15 protein-coding genes are annotated in these 15,279 nt (G+C 64.1%); 6 read left to right on the top strand and 9 right to left on the bottom strand.

Annotated elements, in window-relative coordinates; translation table 11 throughout:
* Positions 1-88 precede the first annotated feature (88 nt).
* Positions 89-793, bottom strand: a complete 705-nt coding sequence (gene grpE / locus HUTA_RS01495) for a nucleotide exchange factor GrpE (protein ID WP_012795373.1) — start codon at positions 791-793, stop codon at positions 89-91.
* 110 nt (positions 794-903) lie between these two features.
* On the opposite strand from grpE, the gene HUTA_RS01490 reads away from it, so the two are divergent.
* Positions 904-2,253 (top strand): DEAD/DEAH box helicase, encoded by a 1,350-nt coding sequence (locus HUTA_RS01490; RefSeq protein ID WP_012795372.1) that lies wholly within the window; start codon positions 904-906, stop codon positions 2,251-2,253.
* 28 nt (positions 2,254-2,281) lie between these two features.
* On the opposite strand, the gene HUTA_RS01485 is transcribed toward HUTA_RS01490, so the two are convergent.
* Together HUTA_RS01485 and HUTA_RS01480 are read right to left on the bottom strand one after the other, a co-directional pair.
* Positions 2,282-2,560, bottom strand: coding sequence for a DUF7410 domain-containing protein (locus HUTA_RS01485; RefSeq protein ID WP_012795371.1), 279 nt, complete (start codon positions 2,558-2,560; stop codon positions 2,282-2,284).
* A gap of 2 nt (positions 2,561-2,562) precedes the next feature.
* The gene (locus HUTA_RS01480) at positions 2,563-3,993 is read right to left on the bottom strand and encodes a hypothetical protein (protein WP_012795370.1); all 1,431 of its coding nucleotides are present in this window, start codon (positions 3,991-3,993) and stop codon (positions 2,563-2,565) included.
* A 157-nt stretch (positions 3,994-4,150) separates the two neighbouring features.
* Here HUTA_RS01480 and HUTA_RS01475 point away from each other — a divergent pair, with 157 nt between their 5' ends.
* On the top strand, positions 4,151-5,002 hold the full coding sequence (locus tag HUTA_RS01475) for a cytochrome c oxidase subunit 3 (protein WP_012795369.1): 852 nt from the start codon (positions 4,151-4,153) through the stop codon (positions 5,000-5,002).
* An 89-nt stretch (positions 5,003-5,091) separates the two neighbouring features.
* Here HUTA_RS01475 and HUTA_RS01470 read toward each other — a convergent pair whose 3' ends face one another.
* Positions 5,092-5,433: a hypothetical protein gene (locus HUTA_RS01470; protein WP_012795368.1), complete on the bottom strand. Its 342-nt coding sequence runs from the start codon at positions 5,431-5,433 to the stop codon at positions 5,092-5,094.
* Positions 5,434-5,526: 93 nt separating this feature from the next.
* Here HUTA_RS01470 and HUTA_RS01465 point away from each other — a divergent pair, with 93 nt between their 5' ends.
* Complete coding sequence (locus tag HUTA_RS01465) at positions 5,527-5,841, top strand: hypothetical protein (protein WP_012795367.1); 315 nt, start codon at positions 5,527-5,529, stop codon at positions 5,839-5,841.
* Between the two features lie 62 nt (positions 5,842-5,903).
* Here HUTA_RS01465 and HUTA_RS01460 read toward each other — a convergent pair whose 3' ends face one another.
* Complete coding sequence (locus HUTA_RS01460; RefSeq protein ID WP_012795366.1) at positions 5,904-7,349, bottom strand: glycoside hydrolase family 5 protein; 1,446 nt, start codon at positions 7,347-7,349, stop codon at positions 5,904-5,906.
* Between the two features lie 247 nt (positions 7,350-7,596).
* Between HUTA_RS01460 and dacZ the strand changes: the two genes are divergently transcribed.
* Positions 7,597-8,403, top strand: a complete 807-nt coding sequence (dacZ, locus tag HUTA_RS01455; RefSeq protein ID WP_012795365.1) for a diadenylate cyclase DacZ — start codon at positions 7,597-7,599, stop codon at positions 8,401-8,403.
* Positions 8,403-9,185 carry a mechanosensitive ion channel domain-containing protein gene (locus HUTA_RS01450; protein ID WP_012795364.1) on the top strand — a complete coding sequence of 261 codons (783 nt, stop codon included), beginning with the start codon at positions 8,403-8,405 and terminating at the stop codon, positions 9,183-9,185. Before dacZ ends, HUTA_RS01450 begins: the two co-directional genes overlap by 1 nt.
* Here HUTA_RS01450 and HUTA_RS01445 read toward each other — a convergent pair.
* The 4 genes from HUTA_RS01445 to HUTA_RS01430 all read right to left on the bottom strand — a co-directional run bounded on the left by HUTA_RS01445 (position 9,162) and on the right by HUTA_RS01430 (position 14,482).
* Positions 9,162-9,719 carry an acyltransferase gene (locus HUTA_RS01445; protein ID WP_012795363.1) on the bottom strand — a complete coding sequence of 186 codons (558 nt, stop codon included), beginning with the start codon at positions 9,717-9,719 and terminating at the stop codon, positions 9,162-9,164. The two genes, HUTA_RS01450 and HUTA_RS01445, sit on opposite strands and share 24 nt — an antisense overlap.
* A 74-nt stretch (positions 9,720-9,793) precedes the next feature.
* Positions 9,794-12,211 (bottom strand): DUF2309 domain-containing protein, encoded by a 2,418-nt coding sequence (locus tag HUTA_RS01440; RefSeq protein WP_012795362.1) that lies wholly within the window; start codon positions 12,209-12,211, stop codon positions 9,794-9,796.
* On the bottom strand, positions 12,201-13,685 hold the full coding sequence (locus HUTA_RS01435; RefSeq protein WP_012795361.1) for a proton-conducting transporter transmembrane domain-containing protein: 1,485 nt from the start codon (positions 13,683-13,685) through the stop codon (positions 12,201-12,203). Before HUTA_RS01435 ends, HUTA_RS01440 begins: the two co-directional genes overlap by 11 nt.
* 311 nt (positions 13,686-13,996) lie before the next feature.
* The gene (locus HUTA_RS01430) at positions 13,997-14,482 is read right to left on the bottom strand and encodes an Lrp/AsnC family transcriptional regulator (RefSeq protein WP_012795360.1); all 486 of its coding nucleotides are present in this window, start codon (positions 14,480-14,482) and stop codon (positions 13,997-13,999) included.
* Between the two features lie 114 nt (positions 14,483-14,596).
* On the opposite strand from HUTA_RS01430, the gene HUTA_RS01425 reads away from it, so the two are divergent.
* A complete protein-coding gene (locus tag HUTA_RS01425; RefSeq protein ID WP_012795359.1) occupies positions 14,597-15,277 on the top strand; it encodes a carbonic anhydrase in 681 nt (226 codons plus the stop codon).
* The last annotated feature ends 2 nt before the right edge of the window (positions 15,278-15,279 follow it).

Genomic DNA, 15,279 nt, shown 5'->3' with positions numbered 1-15,279 from the left:
GGCTCACGTCCTGCGGTTTTGCTATCGGGAGCCGGACGCAGTCGGGGGCTTTATTATGAAGTAGCGATCCACACGTCTCTGACGGCGTTCACTTCCCGCTTGACTCGGACTCGTCCGATTCGGTGGTCTCACTGACCGTCTCATCGCCGCTCTGCCCGTCGCTGACGGCGACCTGTGCCGTCCGGATGACCTTCCCGGCCATCTCGTAGCCGGGTCGGTGAACCTCGGCGATCGTCCCATCTGGCTGAGGGCTGTCCATCCGGACCAGTACCTCGTGGCGCTCGGGATCGACCTCGTCGCCGGGTTCGGGTTCGATCGACGTGACGTTCTCCCGGTCGAGTTCAGTCTCGAACTGGCTGAGTGTCGACTTGACGCCATCTCGAAGGTCCGCGACGTCGTCCTGGTCGAGCGCGCGCCGGAGGTTGTCCCGAACGTCCAGTAGCCGCTCGACGAGATCCTCGGTCGCGCGCTGTTTCTCGTCTTCTCGCTTCTGTTTCATCCGCTTTTTGTAGTTCTGGAAGTCGGCCTGCTTGCGTTTGAGTCGGCTCGTCAGGTCCTCGATCTCTTCGTCTTTCCCCTCAACCGTCTCTTCGAGATCGGCGAGTTCGGACTCCAGGCGCTCGATCTTGAGCCGGTGGGCCGCAAGTTCGTCCGCGAGCGCTTCGGCGTCGGCCTCCCGGACGGTTTCGAGTTGCTCCTCGCGGAGGGCCGCGATCTGCTCGTCGGTCGGCTCACCCTCCTCGTCAGGTTGGGCTCTGCCGGCTGAGTCGTCGTCCTGCTCGGTCTCAGTCATATGCGATAGATGCTCGTTCGTGGATAAAAGGGTTGAGAAAGCCGGGAGACGAGGCCGGCACTTCTTCGTTGGGAAGTAACCTTTAGGCTACCGCGGGTTGACAACCAGCCGTGGCTCGCGTCACGTTGACCTACGAGGACGGGACGGTCCGCATCGACGGGCTGGACGCAGAAACAGGCGAGTCCCTCGCAGATGTCGAGCGCGACGAACGTTCGAAATCCTGGCGAGCGCCCGGCTTTCGATACGCGGCGGTCCGGGACGCCATCGAGGCGACGGGCACGACAGTAGCGGACCGCGTTTTCGACCTTCCCACACTCGCTCTCGATTCGACCTACGAACTCCGGTCGTACCAGGAGGAGGCTTTCGATGCCTGGCGTACTGGTGACGATCGTGGTGTCCTCGAACTCCCGACCGGGAGTGGCAAGACCATCATCGGGATCGCGGCGATCGAAGCGCTCGACACGCCGACACTCGTGGTCGTGCCGACGATCGATCTGCTGGAGCAGTGGCGCGAGGAACTGGAGACGGAGTTCGACGTTTCGATCGGGCAACTCGGCGGTGGCGAACAGCGACTCGAATCCCTGACGGTCGCCACGTACGATTCGGCGTATCTGCGGGCCGACGAGATCGGCGACCGCTTCGGGCTGGTGATCTTCGACGAAGTCCATCACCTTGGCGGCGAAGGCTACCGTGACATCGCAAGACTGCTCGCCGCGCCCGCCCGGCTGGGGCTGACCGCAACATTCGAGCGACCGGATGGCGCTCACGAGGTCGTTACCGAGTTGATCGGCGAGGTCGTCTATCGCCTCGATCCCGATGAACTGGCGGGCGGACACCTCGCGCCGTACGACGTCAAACGCCTGGAAGTCACACTCACCGACGACGAGCGGGCCAGCTACGAGCGCAACCAGGAGACCTTCACCGACTACCTCGCTCGATCGAACATCGACATGCATAGCGGCGAGGACTACCAGCAACTCGTCATCCGGTCGGGGACCGACCCGGCGGCCCGGGAGGCCTTGCTCGCCAAGGAGCGGGCCCGCTCGATCGTCCGGACGGCCGAACGCAAGGTCGACACCCTCGCTGAATTGCTCGATCGGCACCCCGACGACCGGGTGCTCGTCTTCACCGCCTCGACCGACTTCGTCTATCGCCTCTCCGAGCGGTTCCTCCGACCGGCGATCACCCACGAGACATCGACTGCGGAGCGCAAAGAGATCCTTCGGGGGTTCCGGACCGGGGCCTACTCGACGGTGATCACGGCGAACGTCCTCGACGAGGGGATCGACGTTCCCGACGCGAACGTGGCGGTTCTGCTTGCTGGCAGCGGGAGTCAGCGGGAGTTTACCCAGCGGCTTGGCCGGATTCTTCGGCCGACCGAGGACGGCGGGCGCGCCCTGCTCTACGAGGTCGTCTGTGCCGACACGGCCGAGGAACGGGTCGCACGCCGTCGGCGCTGAACCGGCGCAGTGCCCCGACAGCCGATCCTCACACCAGCGCGTACGTCATCAACAGCACGAAATAGAGGACGATCAGGGCGATCAGTGCTTTGAGCCGGAACAGCCGCAATCGTTCGGATTCGGCCTCGTAAATGTCTTCGAATGCGTCTCGTTCGTCCTGGTCGAGGGTTTCCCCGTGCTCCTGGCCGCGATGGAGGGTCCGGAGTTCCGCCCGAACGAACGGTCGGCCGCACTCGGGACAGCGTGCCGGGTCAGCCCCGGCCGGTACGTCGTAGGCGTCGGGATCTGGGGGAGATGTAATTGTCATGGTCAGAGGAACGGCGGTTGAATCGTCGGTTGAGTCACGATCCAGAGGCTCGTCATCGTGTAGGCGACCATCGCGAGCGTGAACGGATACTGACTCCGGATCGCCTGGAGACGGCCGGGAAACAGATCGAAAGCGGCCGCGTGGGCGATCCAGATCGCCAGCAGGTGGCCGGCGAGGACGCTCGCGACGGGGATCGCGCCGTACCAACCCGGCAGCGAGAACACTGGGACCACCGCGGGCGGCGACAGTGGCGACGTGAGAACCGTCGCGAGCACGGGCGCGAGCGAGAGGAAGTATCCGAGATAGTGCGCCAGGTGATAACCGGCGGCGATGGCGATCAGCGGTGGTGCGAACCGCCGGGCGAGTCTGTCGGCTGCCAGGTACGTCTCGCTGCTTGAGCGCGCGGCCCGGGCGGCGAGTCGGTAGGCCCCGAGAAAGAGGCCGAAACCGGCGGCAAGCGCGGTCGGATACAGCAGATGGGCCGGCACGCCGACCTCCACCAGCGGTGCGATCAGGGCCTTCCAGGCGGGCGTCGCCACGAGCCCGTCGTAGGTCGTCGACCACAGCAACGCCACCACGAACGCGACGTCGCTCGAATCCGTCACGAGGTCCGTTCGCGTCAGTCCGACGCCCGGCGGTCGAACGGTCAGTCTATCCGGGCTGTCCCGTTGCTGGTCTGTGCCCTCTCCGACGCGCGTCGAGACGGTCGCGATCGGGGCGACGTGGCCATAGTATGTGAAGACGGTCGAGATCGGGTCCACACGATCGAACCACTGGTCCGATCCGAAGACCACCGCGCCCGCGAGGGTTACGACTGAGTAGCCAACCACCACCGTCGACAACAACGTCGGGTCGTCGGCAAGTGGGCTGACGACTTCGATCCAGATGAGGGTGAGCAACCCGACGACAGCGGGCCAGGCACCTACGGCCGGGAGCGTTCGATCCAGCGATGGGAGCCAGGTTGTGATCGTCCGCCAGGGGTTCACCGTCGACCATGTCTCGCCGAGCAGGTATGCGCTCATCGTGTACCCGGCCCACCACCCGACCCAGACGAGCAGGATCGCGAGATTGCTGAGTCCACTTTGGGGACCCACATAGCCGATCACGACGATGGCAATCATCCCGAGGACGCCACCGGCGCGCACGATCGATCCAACTGCCGTGCGACCGTGGAACGGGATGGTCGCCCGCCAGCCGTGGAGTTCGTCGATGAGTCGGCGATCGGTGACGAAGCTCGCGAGCAGGAAGGAAGCGCCCACGATGGCCCCGCCGGTTGTCAAAAACAGCCAGGTCGGGACGGTGACGCTTTCCCGGGCGCTCGCCCCGAGACTCCCGCCGTGGGCGGCGGCCGACGGGACGAGAAGCCCGGCGACTCCGAGTGCCGCGACCGCGAGCAGTCGATGCCCGAGTTCTCGGCTTCTAGGCGACGCCATTGGGGCCCCTTCGTGGGTCCGGCCCGTGTAGGTTCCGGCTTGGGCAACGCGGCCAGGACACTGTCAGCTTCCCGCCGGCCAGCCGGGTGATCGGGCGACGGCGGCAAAAGACTCCCCCGAAGGTGCCTTTTTGCCCGCCGCCGGGGAACTCATTCCTATGAGCATTGTCGAAGACACGGATGCGGGCGACGGGCATCACCTCCCCGCCGAGGAGGACTGGCCACAGGGGTTCGGTGAGGCCAGTTGGTGGCCCTTTATCACCGCGATCGGTGCCGCCGGGATCTATCTGGGCGCTGCGCTCTGGCTGCTTGCCGGCGGGGACGACCCCCTGGTGGGTTCATCCGTCGGACCGGGTGCGATCATCGTCAGCGTCTTCCTGTTCCTGGTTGGGATGTACGGCTGGCTGTATCACGCCTTCGTCGTGGACTTCTGGCATCGCGGCGCCGACCCGAGCGCGAGTAGCGGCCTCCGGCTGGGTATGTTACTGTTCCTCGGCTCGGAGATCGCCACGTTCGGTGCCGGCTTCGTCTACTACTTCTTCATCCGCGCCGGCGCGTGGCCGCCCGATCACCTTCCCCACCTGCTGGGGAGTCTCGTCGTCGTCAATACGGCCATCCTGATCGCTTCAAGCGTAACACTCCACGTCGCCCACCTCGCGCTCCGACGAGGTAATCGACGGCGATTCCTCCAGTGGCTGGGCGTCACGCTCGCGCTGGGCATCGTCTTCATCGGCGGACAGGCCTACGAGTACTACCAGTTCATCGTCGTTGATGGGTTCTCGCTGTCGACGGGGACCTTCGGAAGTGCCTTCTACGGGCTGACCGGCCTTCACGGCGCACACGTCACCCTCGGGGCGGTTCTGATCGGGATCGTCTTCGCACGCGGCATGGCCGGTCAGTACTCCGAGCACCGGCACACGTCCGTCAGTACTGTCTCGATGTACTGGCACTTCGTCGACGCCGTCTGGGTGTTCCTCGTGGCGGTGCTGTACGTCGGTGCGGCAGCCTGATCCCGAAAAATCGCGTCCCAGTCTCCACATTCACTCACGTCGTTTTTCGAACGGACTCGCCTGGGGCGTTCAAGTGCGTCTTCTGGTTTCTATCCGCTGACGTTGTTGAGTGCGCTGTTCAGCTCGAAGAGTTCTCGGACGACATCGCTGTCTGCGACCCGGTACCGACGAGGTGACGTGTTCGGGACTTCTTCGAGGAGTTCGACTTCAAGCAGGAGGGCAGTGTAGTTCCCGACAGTCTGGCGCGTGACGCCGGCGTGTTCCGCGAGTTCAGTCTTGTTGAACTCACGGTTCGGTGGAAGGTCCAGAAGCGCGTCGACAAGTATGGGAACGGCGTCGTGCTGGGTGAGATGAAACCATCCACTGGGATGCTCCTTCCGGAGTTCCTTCGTTTGCCCGCGATCGCTGTCCTCGTGCTTCATGCTGCTCATACAGGTGAATCTGTTCTATGCGTGTATAAGTATTTCCCCTCACGTAACTTGCTATTAACAGGATTTATATGAGCGTGATTTTTCTTCACGATCATGCGGAAGCCATCCGTTAAATGCGCCCTCCTGGCGACGATGATCGCAAAGCACAAGTGGGGAACACCGATCACGGAGGATGCCCTCCTCAACCTCTCGGCCATCGACGGCGACTACCCGACAGGTCGCAACGTGTATGCTGATCTCAGGGGCGAACCGTATATTATCCACCGCGGACGCCGTGGGATCAAACTCGATAAGAGCAACTTCGACAAACTTGCGAACGTCCTCTACAATGAGTGTGGCTGGGAACCCTGGGAGATCGAGAGTCGTCTGAAGCACTACGAGGGCATCGACAACCACGACTGGGCGTGAGCGACTCTCCGGCGTGAGCGTTGCTTTTGGGGTTGGACGCGGAAATGCCGAGAATGGCTCTCTCAGTAGATCGATCTGAATAGTGCCAGGATGTCGCCGACGCCGACGGTCCCGTCACCGTCGAAGTCGTAGGCGTCCGGGTTCGTCTTGACTGCCTCGCTGTCGCGGTTATTCAGGAGCCACCGGACGTCGTCGATATCAGCTTCGCCGTCGCCGGTCTGAAGAACCCATTCGGCAGGCCGATCAGTGACGTATTCCGGGATCTCCCCACCCGTATAGGGTGCCCAGCCTTCGTCGTCGGGGACATCGAACCCACGCGTGAACATGTTGGGGTCCCAGAGCACGTCGAACACCCACGCGGTCGAATGCACCGGGCGCGTCGAGAGCCACTCGGTCACGTGGTGGCCGAAATCCGAATCGTGCTCCGCCCAGTCCGCGCCAGCTGCCGTATCCTCGTTGACGCCGCCGCCCGCGGCCGGGTCGGCGTCGTAATCGAATCCCCACTCGGTCATGAAGACCGGCGCGACCTCCCAGGCGGGCGTCTCGTCGTCGTAGGGAACATCTCCGCCGCCGTTGTTGACCGGCGTGACGAAGTCATCGTAGTCTCCAGGTGTCGTCGGTCCGTGTCCCGGATAGAGGTGGAGTGTATAGCCGATATTTGCCCCATCGAACTCCTCGATCACCGCACCGAAGGTCATCTGTGACCACCGCGGTGACCCGACGAGCACGAGATTCTCTGTGTACTCCCGAACGGTGTCGACCCACGGCTGGGCTGTGGCTTTCCACTCACCCCAGAAGTCCACTAACTCCTGGCCAGAGACGCCGTAGTTCGGGTTGCCCTGGGGTTCGTTGTATACTTCGAAGATGACGTGATCCATCTCACCGTACCGCTGGGCGACGATGTCCCAGAACATCGTCACTTCCTGGCTGAGCCCGTCATCCGTCCACGGAATGTCGCGATGCCGGTGGTAGTCGATGATCGCGTACGCCCCGTTTGCCGCGCACTGTTGGACGGCCGGATCGAGATGGTTCTCGATATAGTCCTGCAGCTGAGATTCGTCGAACGCCGGCGGCTCCGGTCCCGCTCCAGCCTGGTGTTCGCCGATGTCGACCGGCTGGACCGGCAGCCGGACGACGTCGGCATGCCAGCCCTGACTGGGGTCTGTCGCAAGATCGATCGCCTGGGCGGCATCTTTCCCGCGTACCGACGCGGTCACGTCGACTCGCTTTGGATCGGCGATATTGACGCCGTGGAGTTCGATCGTCTCCCCATCGGGTGTCTCGATCTGATTACCGTTCCGTCTGAGCGGTGGGAGCGCACTCGTGTGTGAATCGGCCGCTGCATGCCCCACCAAGCCACCACTCGCGACGGCGATTCCGGTTCCCGCTGTTGCCTGGAGGAACCGTCGCCGTGATGGTGTCGACAGGGTGTGCTTGTCGCCCGTTGGTCGGTCGATCGATCGCGTGTCGTCGTGTTCTGCGTTACGTGTTTTTTCTTCGTCGATCATTGCTTGTTCGGAATGATCGTTTCAGTCATTCGTACTTAATAGTTGTCCATATCTTGATGGTGGCGGTCAGCAAGTGCGGTCCGCGGCGTCGTTTCTCGGCATTCCCTTGATTGGGATCGCGTTCCCGGGCAAGTCAGTGGCTGAAGCTGGCGAAGACTCTCAGCGATGTCGCCACTTCGAGACGTGCCTCGAAGCGGAGCGTCTGACGCCCGCAACCCTTTTTTCGTGTCCGATCGAAAATAGGACAATGAGTCAGATTGACGATGTGCTGGGACGGTTGAGTGCTGATCTCGACGCTATATTCCTGTTTGCGCCGAGCAATAGCCTCTATGATGAACTCGCGGAAGCGTACACGGTCATCGTCGTTGGCGCGGAGAACGGCCCTGATGCGGAGCGCTTCGTCGAGTTGCCGCTGGATTTCACGGCCATCGACGATCGCGTCCGATTTGGCGTCGAAGGTGCGCTCGAAAAGGAGTACGTAATGGAAACGGACGATATTCTGTGCCTGGGGCGGACCTACGCTGACGAACTCGACACGATCGTTCGCGTCCGCGCAGGTGAGTTCGTCGAATCCGGCGTCTACGATCTGTTCGTCAACTCGCGGGCCGAACCGGGCGTTATCCGGAACGTCCTCGAAGTCGCCGTCGAACTCGGCAAGAAAGGCCAGAAAGGCAAGCCCGTCGGCGCACTGTTCGTCGTCGGCGACGCCGGCAAAGTGATGAACAAGTCGCGTCCGCTGAGCTACAATCCATTCGAGAAGTCCCACGTCCACGTCGGGGATCCCATCGTCAACGTGATGCTCAAGGAGTTCTCGCGGCTCGATGGCGCGTTCGTCATCTCCGACTCGGGGAAGATCGTCTCTGCGTACCGCTATCTCGAACCGTCGGCGGAAGGCGTCGACATTCCGAAGGGGCTGGGTGCCCGCCACATGGCTGCGGGAGCGGTGACGCGGGATACGAATGCGACGGCGATCGTTCTCAGCGAAAGCGACGGGCTGGTACGAGCATTCAAAGGCGGTGAGCTGATTCTCGAACTCGATCCGGAGGAGTACTGATGGTTGACATCCCCGATCTCATACGCACGCTTTTCTCCGAGGAGACGGCGGTCGTCGTGGCGATCTTTGTCCTGTTTATCGGTACTGTTCTCAGTTATCTCGTCTGGCGCATGACCCATTCGGTTCTGGAACAGGCTGGGATCCCCGAGGCCGTCGAGGGAACGGTCTTCGAGCGGACACTCCAGAACGTCGGGTTCTCGACGGTCGGGTTGGTCGCCCAGCTCGCGGCGATTTTCGTGTACGCGCTGGCGATATTCATCGCCATCCAGACGGCCCAGCTCAATTACCCGACCCAGTTCTGGGCCGGATTCAGTGCCTACCTCTCGCAGTTGTTCATCGCCGCTCTCGCAGTGATCGCCGGCCTGATCCTGGGTGACAAAGCCTCTCTGGCAGTCAGCGAACGACTCCGTAGCATCAAACTCCCGCAGATCTACGTCCTGGCCCCGCTCGTGAAATACAGTATCTTCTACGTGGCCGCACTGGTCGCCCTTGGGCAACTCGGCGTCGCAACGACGGCCCTGCTCGTCCTGTTGAGCGTCTACGTCTTCGGGATACTGTTTCTGGGCGGGTTGGCGTTCAAACATCTGCTGGCCGCCGGCGCGGCCGGGATCTACCTGCTGCTGTCGGAACCCTATTCGATCGGCGACGAGGTGGAGATCGGCGATCGACGCGGCGTCGTCCAGGAGATCGACATGTTCGTGACGCACGTCGAAAACGACGACGCCGAGTTCATCGTCCCGAACCAGCGCGTCTTCCAATCAGGCGTCACCCGCTTCAGGTGACGACTCATCGGTCGTCCCGGACGTTTCCTCCGGACGACTCACAACCTCGGCAGGCACACCCGCCACAGTCACACCCGGTGGCACGTCCTCCGAAACGAGGGAGTTGGCTGCCACCTGAGCGTCTGCCCCAATGCGGACGCCGGGGAGGACGACCGCACTCGCGCCGATCATCGCCCGCTCGCCGACGACGACCGTCCCAGTGCGATATTCGTCCTGGAGATACTCGTGACACAGCAAGGTTGCGTCGTACCCGACGATGGCGTCGTCCTCGATTTCAAGCAAGTCCGGCCAGAGCATATCGGGCGTCGCACCCATTGCAAGGGCGACACCCTCGCCGACCTCGGCCCCGAGGAGACGGAGGACGACGTTCTTGATGCGGACGCTCGGGACCAGCCGAAGCACCCAGATGATCGCCGGCACGACGAGCATCCAGAGCGGATTGCGCGTCTTGATCCAGTGCCGGAGGGCGTTCCGAGGGCCGGGCACGTCGTGGCGATCAAGGCGCTCGTGGCGCGAGGTGATGTCGTCGCTCACAACGGCCGCTTGGTCCGCGACGGTATTGAATGGCGTGGGCCCGGTCGAGACGCCCGGGGCTGGGAGCTAGATGGTCAATCGTCCCCGACAGCGGGCGCGTCCGGGACCATCGGTTCGTCCGCGATCGGTTCGGTCGCCGGCGTCCAGGTGCATTGTCCGTCGTAGTGGAAGACACGGTGGTCCCGGGCCGGATCGACGACAGACATCGACAGCCAGTCGTTGTCCAGTAGTTCCTGCAGTTCCCCGTGATCGGCCAGGACCGCAGTGACGCGGTCGACCGGCGCGTGGACGACCGTCGAGAGGCGAAGCGGCTGGTGGTAGGGCTCCTCGGCGGCCCCAAACAGCGACTGCAGCGGGAGGCCGGTCATCAGATCGCCGCCGTTGCCCTGGTAGACGCCGACGTTGCCGACAGGGTTGTGGGTTATCTTCGAGCCGCTGCCGTAGACGGCAGGGTCGACCGTCGAGAAGTAGTACTGGGCGTTGATCCACTGCGTGACGACCATCGGACCGGTAAGGATCGCCGCGAGAGCGTCGCCGTCGGGGTCCGTCGTGTGATCGTACGAGTGAAGGAACGTACGGCCCTCGAGGTCGAGATCGTTCGTCAACTCGCGGGGGCCGATCACGAAGCCGGCGTTGCCGGCCAATCCCCACTCGGGACGCGTCTCCGCCCAGTCGGACGCGCGGCGCTCGGTCTCGGCGACACCTGCGATCCCCGCCGCACTCATCGACGCGGCGCGCTCGGCGGCGGCACCTTCGCGAGCGGTAGCCAGATCCTCGCGCAACTGAGCGAGGTCCTCGGCGTGACTCTCGGGGACAGCGTCGTCGAAGAGGGTGATCTCGTCGGTGGTCGTGTTGTGCTCGCCGGCGAGGAAGACGGTGTCTTCGGGGAGTTCGACCCCACGCTCGCACAGCGCGGTCCGGACATCGTCGTCGTTGCAGATCGTCGCGAGGACCCGGGCGTTGGGGCCGCCGGGGTTGCCGGCGCAGGCCCCACAGTCCAGGCTCGAATCGAAAGGGTTGTTGGTCGTCTCGGCGGCGTGGCCGACGAAGACGAACAGGCGGCCGAACTCCTCGATGCCCATCAACTCGAAGGCGCTGGCGGCGTACTCGACCTGCTCGTCATGGGTCAGGCCGACCGGCAGGTCGCCGGCGTAGGTGTGCTGGTGATCGACGAGCGGATCACAGAACTCGTGTTCGTCCGGAGTCACGTCGTCGGCGGCCGCGAAGAGGTCGGAGACGCGAGCGGGAACGAGCGTGCGGGCCGCCAGCGACAGCCCGTATCCGCTCCCCGCCTTCTCGACGAAGCCGAAGGCGGTGGCCGGGTTCGTCGTCAGCGTCTCGACGAGGTCGCCGGCGGCCGCGCGGAGCCGCGCCCAGCGATCGTGACGGGCCCTCGCCTCCGTCTCTGTCGGCAGCTCCGTGACGCGGTGCTGTGGATCGACGATCGGAGGACAGGCGTCGACCGAGCGCTCGGCGTCGAAGCCCTGGTACTCCATCGGGACGCCGAAAAAGCCCGCATAGCCGTGGGTCTCATAGTCGCCCGTGGCCTCGACGTGCCGGCGGATGACCTCCGAACGCGTGTCGATACAGAAGACCAGTTGGGCGGCCGGGCGTCCCGACGGATCGGTCCCGGCGACCGACCGACTCTCGGTCGCGACGCCTTCGAGGAGTTCGCTCCGGTAACTCCGCTCCCAGGCCCGCAGGAACGCCGTGGCGACATCGTCGTTCGCGTCGGCCTCGCTCCCGGGATCGATCGACGGCTCGATGTCGACGCTGAAAGCGTCACAGAGTGTGAGTCGGACGGCCAGATAGTCCGCCAGCGTGCTGGGGGCAGTCGACTGCCAGACGTCACCGTCCTCGGCGCGACGTTTGATGAATCCGGTCCAGCCGGGCAACGCGGCCAGTTGCTCCTCGAAGATGGGGACCCACTGACTCTTCGAATACGACTCCAGTATGGCCGCGATGGCGTCGTGAGCGTTCTCGGGTAGGTCGGCGACGAGTCCGGTCTCGGGGATCTGTGTGTCGTGTGACGCTACCGCACGGAACGCGGCGTAGAACCCCGCTTCGCGGTCGGGCATCGACCACTCGGCGTGTCCCTCGTCGAGGAACGCCGAGAGCCACTTGGTCAGGACGTGATCGACACGCTCGGCCGCACCGTCGGACGTCCTCGTTTTCCTCCGGTCGGACGTCCCGGTCACGTCCATGCGGTCGAGTAACGACTCCGGGTCCGCCGCGTATCCGCGCTCGGCGAGCTCGGCTTCGAGTATCTCGCGGTCGATCCGGCCGTCGTCGAGGGCGGCCCGGAACGTCTCCGGATCGGGGTAGCCACGGCCGCCGAGCAGGTCGGCCGCTTGTCGGACTGCCTTCTCGAAGGGCGTGTCCTCGAAGCCCGATAGCGGGTTGGCTGTGACGAACGAGTGGATCGGCCAGGCGGACCCGACGGTAGCCGCCGCCTTCTCGATGCTGTTTTCGATGGTGTCTTCAGTACTCATTGTAGTCCTCCCTGGCAGTCAGCACGGTACGCGCGGACGGATGACTCGCGTTCAGCAACGCCACGTAGAGTCGCCGGCTTCGCTCGTAGACGCCGGTCTCCACGGCGAGGTACGCGCCGACGAACCCGGCGGCGACGACGACGTGGACGACGGTGAGTTCCGTCGGTGCCGTCACGACCGGAAGGCCGTCCATCAGCTCCGAAACGGCCGAATACACGAGTGCGTATACGGCGATGGCCGGCAGGAACACAGTCGGGATCGCCCCGTACCGGAACAGAGCCGGCAGCGACGTGCGCGCGACGACCTCCCGGGTCGCCTGTAGCGTCGTCACGACCACGATCAGCACGAGCACGAGGCCGCCGTCGACGTGGAGACCTTTCCCCGTCAGGACCGCGAACAGCGCGCCACCGGCCAGCCCCGTGAGGAGCGTGACGGCGATGCCGACGAGCCCCAGTCCGTCCGTGGATTCCTCGCCGGGCGTGGTGCGCTCGATTGCCTCGCCGGCGCTCAGGAAGTGGTGGGCTTTGTAGAACCCGTGAAGGATCAAATGGGTGATCGCGGCCCCAAAGAAACCCAGGCCGGCCTGCATGATCATGAAGCCCATCTGGCCGACCGTCGAGCAGGCCAGGGTGCCCTTGACGTCAGTCCGGACGGATTTGAGGAGTTTTCCGAGGAGTGCGCTGGCAGCGCCCGCGAGGACGATCGCGAACATGACCGTCTGGTCGATGGCAACCACTGGGGCAAAGCGAGTCAGCAAGATCCCGCCCGCGTTGACGAACCCGGCGTGCATCAGCGCCGAGGCCGGCGTGGGCGCGGTCATCGAGGCGAGCAACCAAGTGTGGAAGGGGATCAGCGCCGACTGGATCATCGCCGCGAGGACCAGCGCGCCGACGGCTACCAGCCACACCGGCCCGCCGAGGCCGTCTGTGGCCGTGGTGATCCCCGTGATCGTCGGCTCGCCGGTCGCCCACCACAACGCTCCGAGCGCCAGACCGAGCAGCGCGCCGCTCGCGAGGAAGTACCGGCGGGCGACGCGCGCGGCCGCCCGGGCTTGCTTCCAGCCCGTAACGAGTCCCACGAGTTCCGCCATCACCAGACCCATCACCAGCCACAGGAAGCCAAAGACCACGACGTGATCGGCCCCGACCAGCCCCATCACGACCGCTGTGAAACCGAAGACGGCGACGAAAAACCGCCGTTCGTGAGCGCTCCCCGACAGGTACCGGCGCGAGTAGCTGTGGACGATTCCGCTGACGAACGTCACGACGACCCACAGCAGGACAGTCAGGCCGTCGATCGCGACCACGTTGGCCACGCGCCATACGTCATTCGCTCGGACTTGGGCCACGAGCGTCGCCACGCTCGCGGCGAACAGGGCCCACACGAGCCACGTCAGTGCTGCGGGCACAAGCGACTTCGTAGCCGCCGTGTCCGGGAGCGATCCGACCGTCGCGTTCGCTGTGCGTCCAGACATCGTTGTCCCTCACGACCGTTCCGGGAATCGGTTCAGCCGTATAATCCCGTTCTGGTCGTAATCACTATCTTTGAGAACAGATTGATTATTAAATCTTGCTATCGTCACAATCCGATCGAATATATCCTATTATAAAACGTTATGTTTGTGCGGTCTCCCGGGGGAGACGCCACAGGTCGTCCTGGGGATCGTTTCGCGGGACGGGATTTGGCCACTCGGGCGGCGATCGACGACGCGCCGGCGAGAAACGGACGGCGCCGTGCTGGCGCGACTCGCCGCGGTAGCGGCTACGGCGTCACGCCGGAGACGCCTCAGGAATCGTCTGCAGTCGTGGCTCCGGAGTCGAACTTGCCGAACGGCGTCGTCTCGTGGGCTCGAACGAGGACCTCGTCGGCGACAGTCAGTCCCATGTCGAGCAGTTCCTGGGCAACGGGCGTAATGTCGCTGTCGGACTCGCCGACGACGGTGACGAGCAGGTTCTGTTCACCGGTGACCAGTTCCTGGACGGAGACGACGCCGTCGATAGCCAGAATGTCGGGAATCAGGTCCCCGCGTTCGGGGATCGACGCGGTACAGTACAGCAACATCCGGAGCGGATAACCCGATTGCTGGTAGTCGACGCGGGCGCTATAATCCTTGATCACGTCGTCGGCTTCGAGTCGCTGGATGCGCTTGCGGACGGTGCTGTCGGAGGTCCCGGTTCGTTCGGCGATGTCAGCCGAGGACATGTTCCGGGCGTCCTCCTGGAGCGCATAGAGGATCGCTTTGTCGACGTTGTCTATCTCAGTCTCACCCATACACCCGCCTCCGCGAGGGAGACACTTTATCCTTGTACGTTGTTCGAACAGTCGGACGCGGGACGGCGGAAGCAAATCTCAACCACTAAACCGCCGGCACGATTCTGCCCGCGTATGCACGACGTTCTCGGTTCGCTGCTTGCCGGCAATACAGCCCACGCGAGCGCGTTTGACGACCGGTTCGACACCCTCCAGGACGGCCAGCGACCCGACGCAGTGACAGTCTGCTGTTCGGACTCCCGCGTCATGCAGGATCACCTCTTCGGCAATGACGACCCGGGCCATCTCTTTACTGTCAGCAACATCGGCAACCGCGTCCTCCAGGACGCCGACGGCGAATCTGTCGTCTCGGGGGACGTCCTTTATCCGATCGCACACACGGGGACCGAGACGGCGGTCGTCGTCGGTCACACCGGCTGTGGCGCAGTCACGGCCACCTACGACGCGTTGACTGATGGGATCTCCGAACCACCGGGTATCGAGCACTCGATCGGGATACTCGAACCACACCTCCGGGCAGGCGTCGAGACTCTCCCCGAGGACCTGGACCGCGCGGCCGCGATCGACCATCTCGTCGAGTACAACGTCGACCGGCAGGTCGAGTTCCTCCGTGACAGCGATCACGTCCCGGCAGCCGTCGACGTTGTGGGCGTCGTCTACGACTTCCAGGACCGATACGACGGCCGCCGCGGGGAGGTTCACGTCAGCAACGTCAACGGCGAAACCGACCCCGACGCGCTCCGTGACGCCCATCCCGAGATCAGCGACCGTATCGACCGGCTCTGGGAATACTGATC

It is taken from the genome of Halorhabdus utahensis DSM 12940 (assembly GCF_000023945.1).
GTDB classification, from domain to species: Archaea; Halobacteriota; Halobacteria; order Halobacteriales; family Haloarculaceae; genus Halorhabdus; species Halorhabdus utahensis.
Note: the sequence above shows the minus strand (reverse complement) of the source record. Positions and strands in the feature narration are given on the sequence as shown.

Excerpts from the sequence above, each read along its gene's own strand:
- dacZ (WP_012795365.1), top strand. The coding sequence starts at position 7,597 with ATGAGTCAGATTGACGATGTGCTGGGACGGTTGAGTGCTGATCTCGAC.
- HUTA_RS01480 (WP_012795370.1), bottom strand. The coding sequence starts at position 3,993 with ATGGCGTCGCCTAGAAGCCGAGAACTCGGGCATCGACTGCTCGCGGTC.
- HUTA_RS01430 (WP_012795360.1), bottom strand. The coding sequence starts at position 14,482 with ATGGGTGAGACTGAGATAGACAACGTCGACAAAGCGATCCTCTATGCG.
- HUTA_RS01425 (WP_012795359.1), top strand. The coding sequence starts at position 14,597 with ATGCACGACGTTCTCGGTTCGCTGCTTGCCGGCAATACAGCCCACGCG.
- HUTA_RS01460 (WP_012795366.1), bottom strand. The coding sequence starts at position 7,349 with ATGATCGACGAAGAAAAAACACGTAACGCAGAACACGACGACACGCGA.
- grpE (WP_012795373.1), bottom strand. The coding sequence starts at position 793 with ATGACTGAGACCGAGCAGGACGACGACTCAGCCGGCAGAGCCCAACCT.
- HUTA_RS01475 (WP_012795369.1), top strand. The coding sequence starts at position 4,151 with ATGAGCATTGTCGAAGACACGGATGCGGGCGACGGGCATCACCTCCCC.
- HUTA_RS01485 (WP_012795371.1), bottom strand. The coding sequence starts at position 2,560 with ATGACAATTACATCTCCCCCAGATCCCGACGCCTACGACGTACCGGCC.
- HUTA_RS01470 (WP_012795368.1), bottom strand. The coding sequence starts at position 5,433 with ATGAGCAGCATGAAGCACGAGGACAGCGATCGCGGGCAAACGAAGGAA.
- HUTA_RS01435 (WP_012795361.1), bottom strand. The coding sequence starts at position 13,685 with ATGTCTGGACGCACAGCGAACGCGACGGTCGGATCGCTCCCGGACACG.
- HUTA_RS01450 (WP_012795364.1), top strand. The coding sequence starts at position 8,403 with ATGGTTGACATCCCCGATCTCATACGCACGCTTTTCTCCGAGGAGACG.
- HUTA_RS01465 (WP_012795367.1), top strand. The coding sequence starts at position 5,527 with ATGCGGAAGCCATCCGTTAAATGCGCCCTCCTGGCGACGATGATCGCA.
- HUTA_RS01440 (WP_012795362.1), bottom strand. The coding sequence starts at position 12,211 with ATGAGTACTGAAGACACCATCGAAAACAGCATCGAGAAGGCGGCGGCT.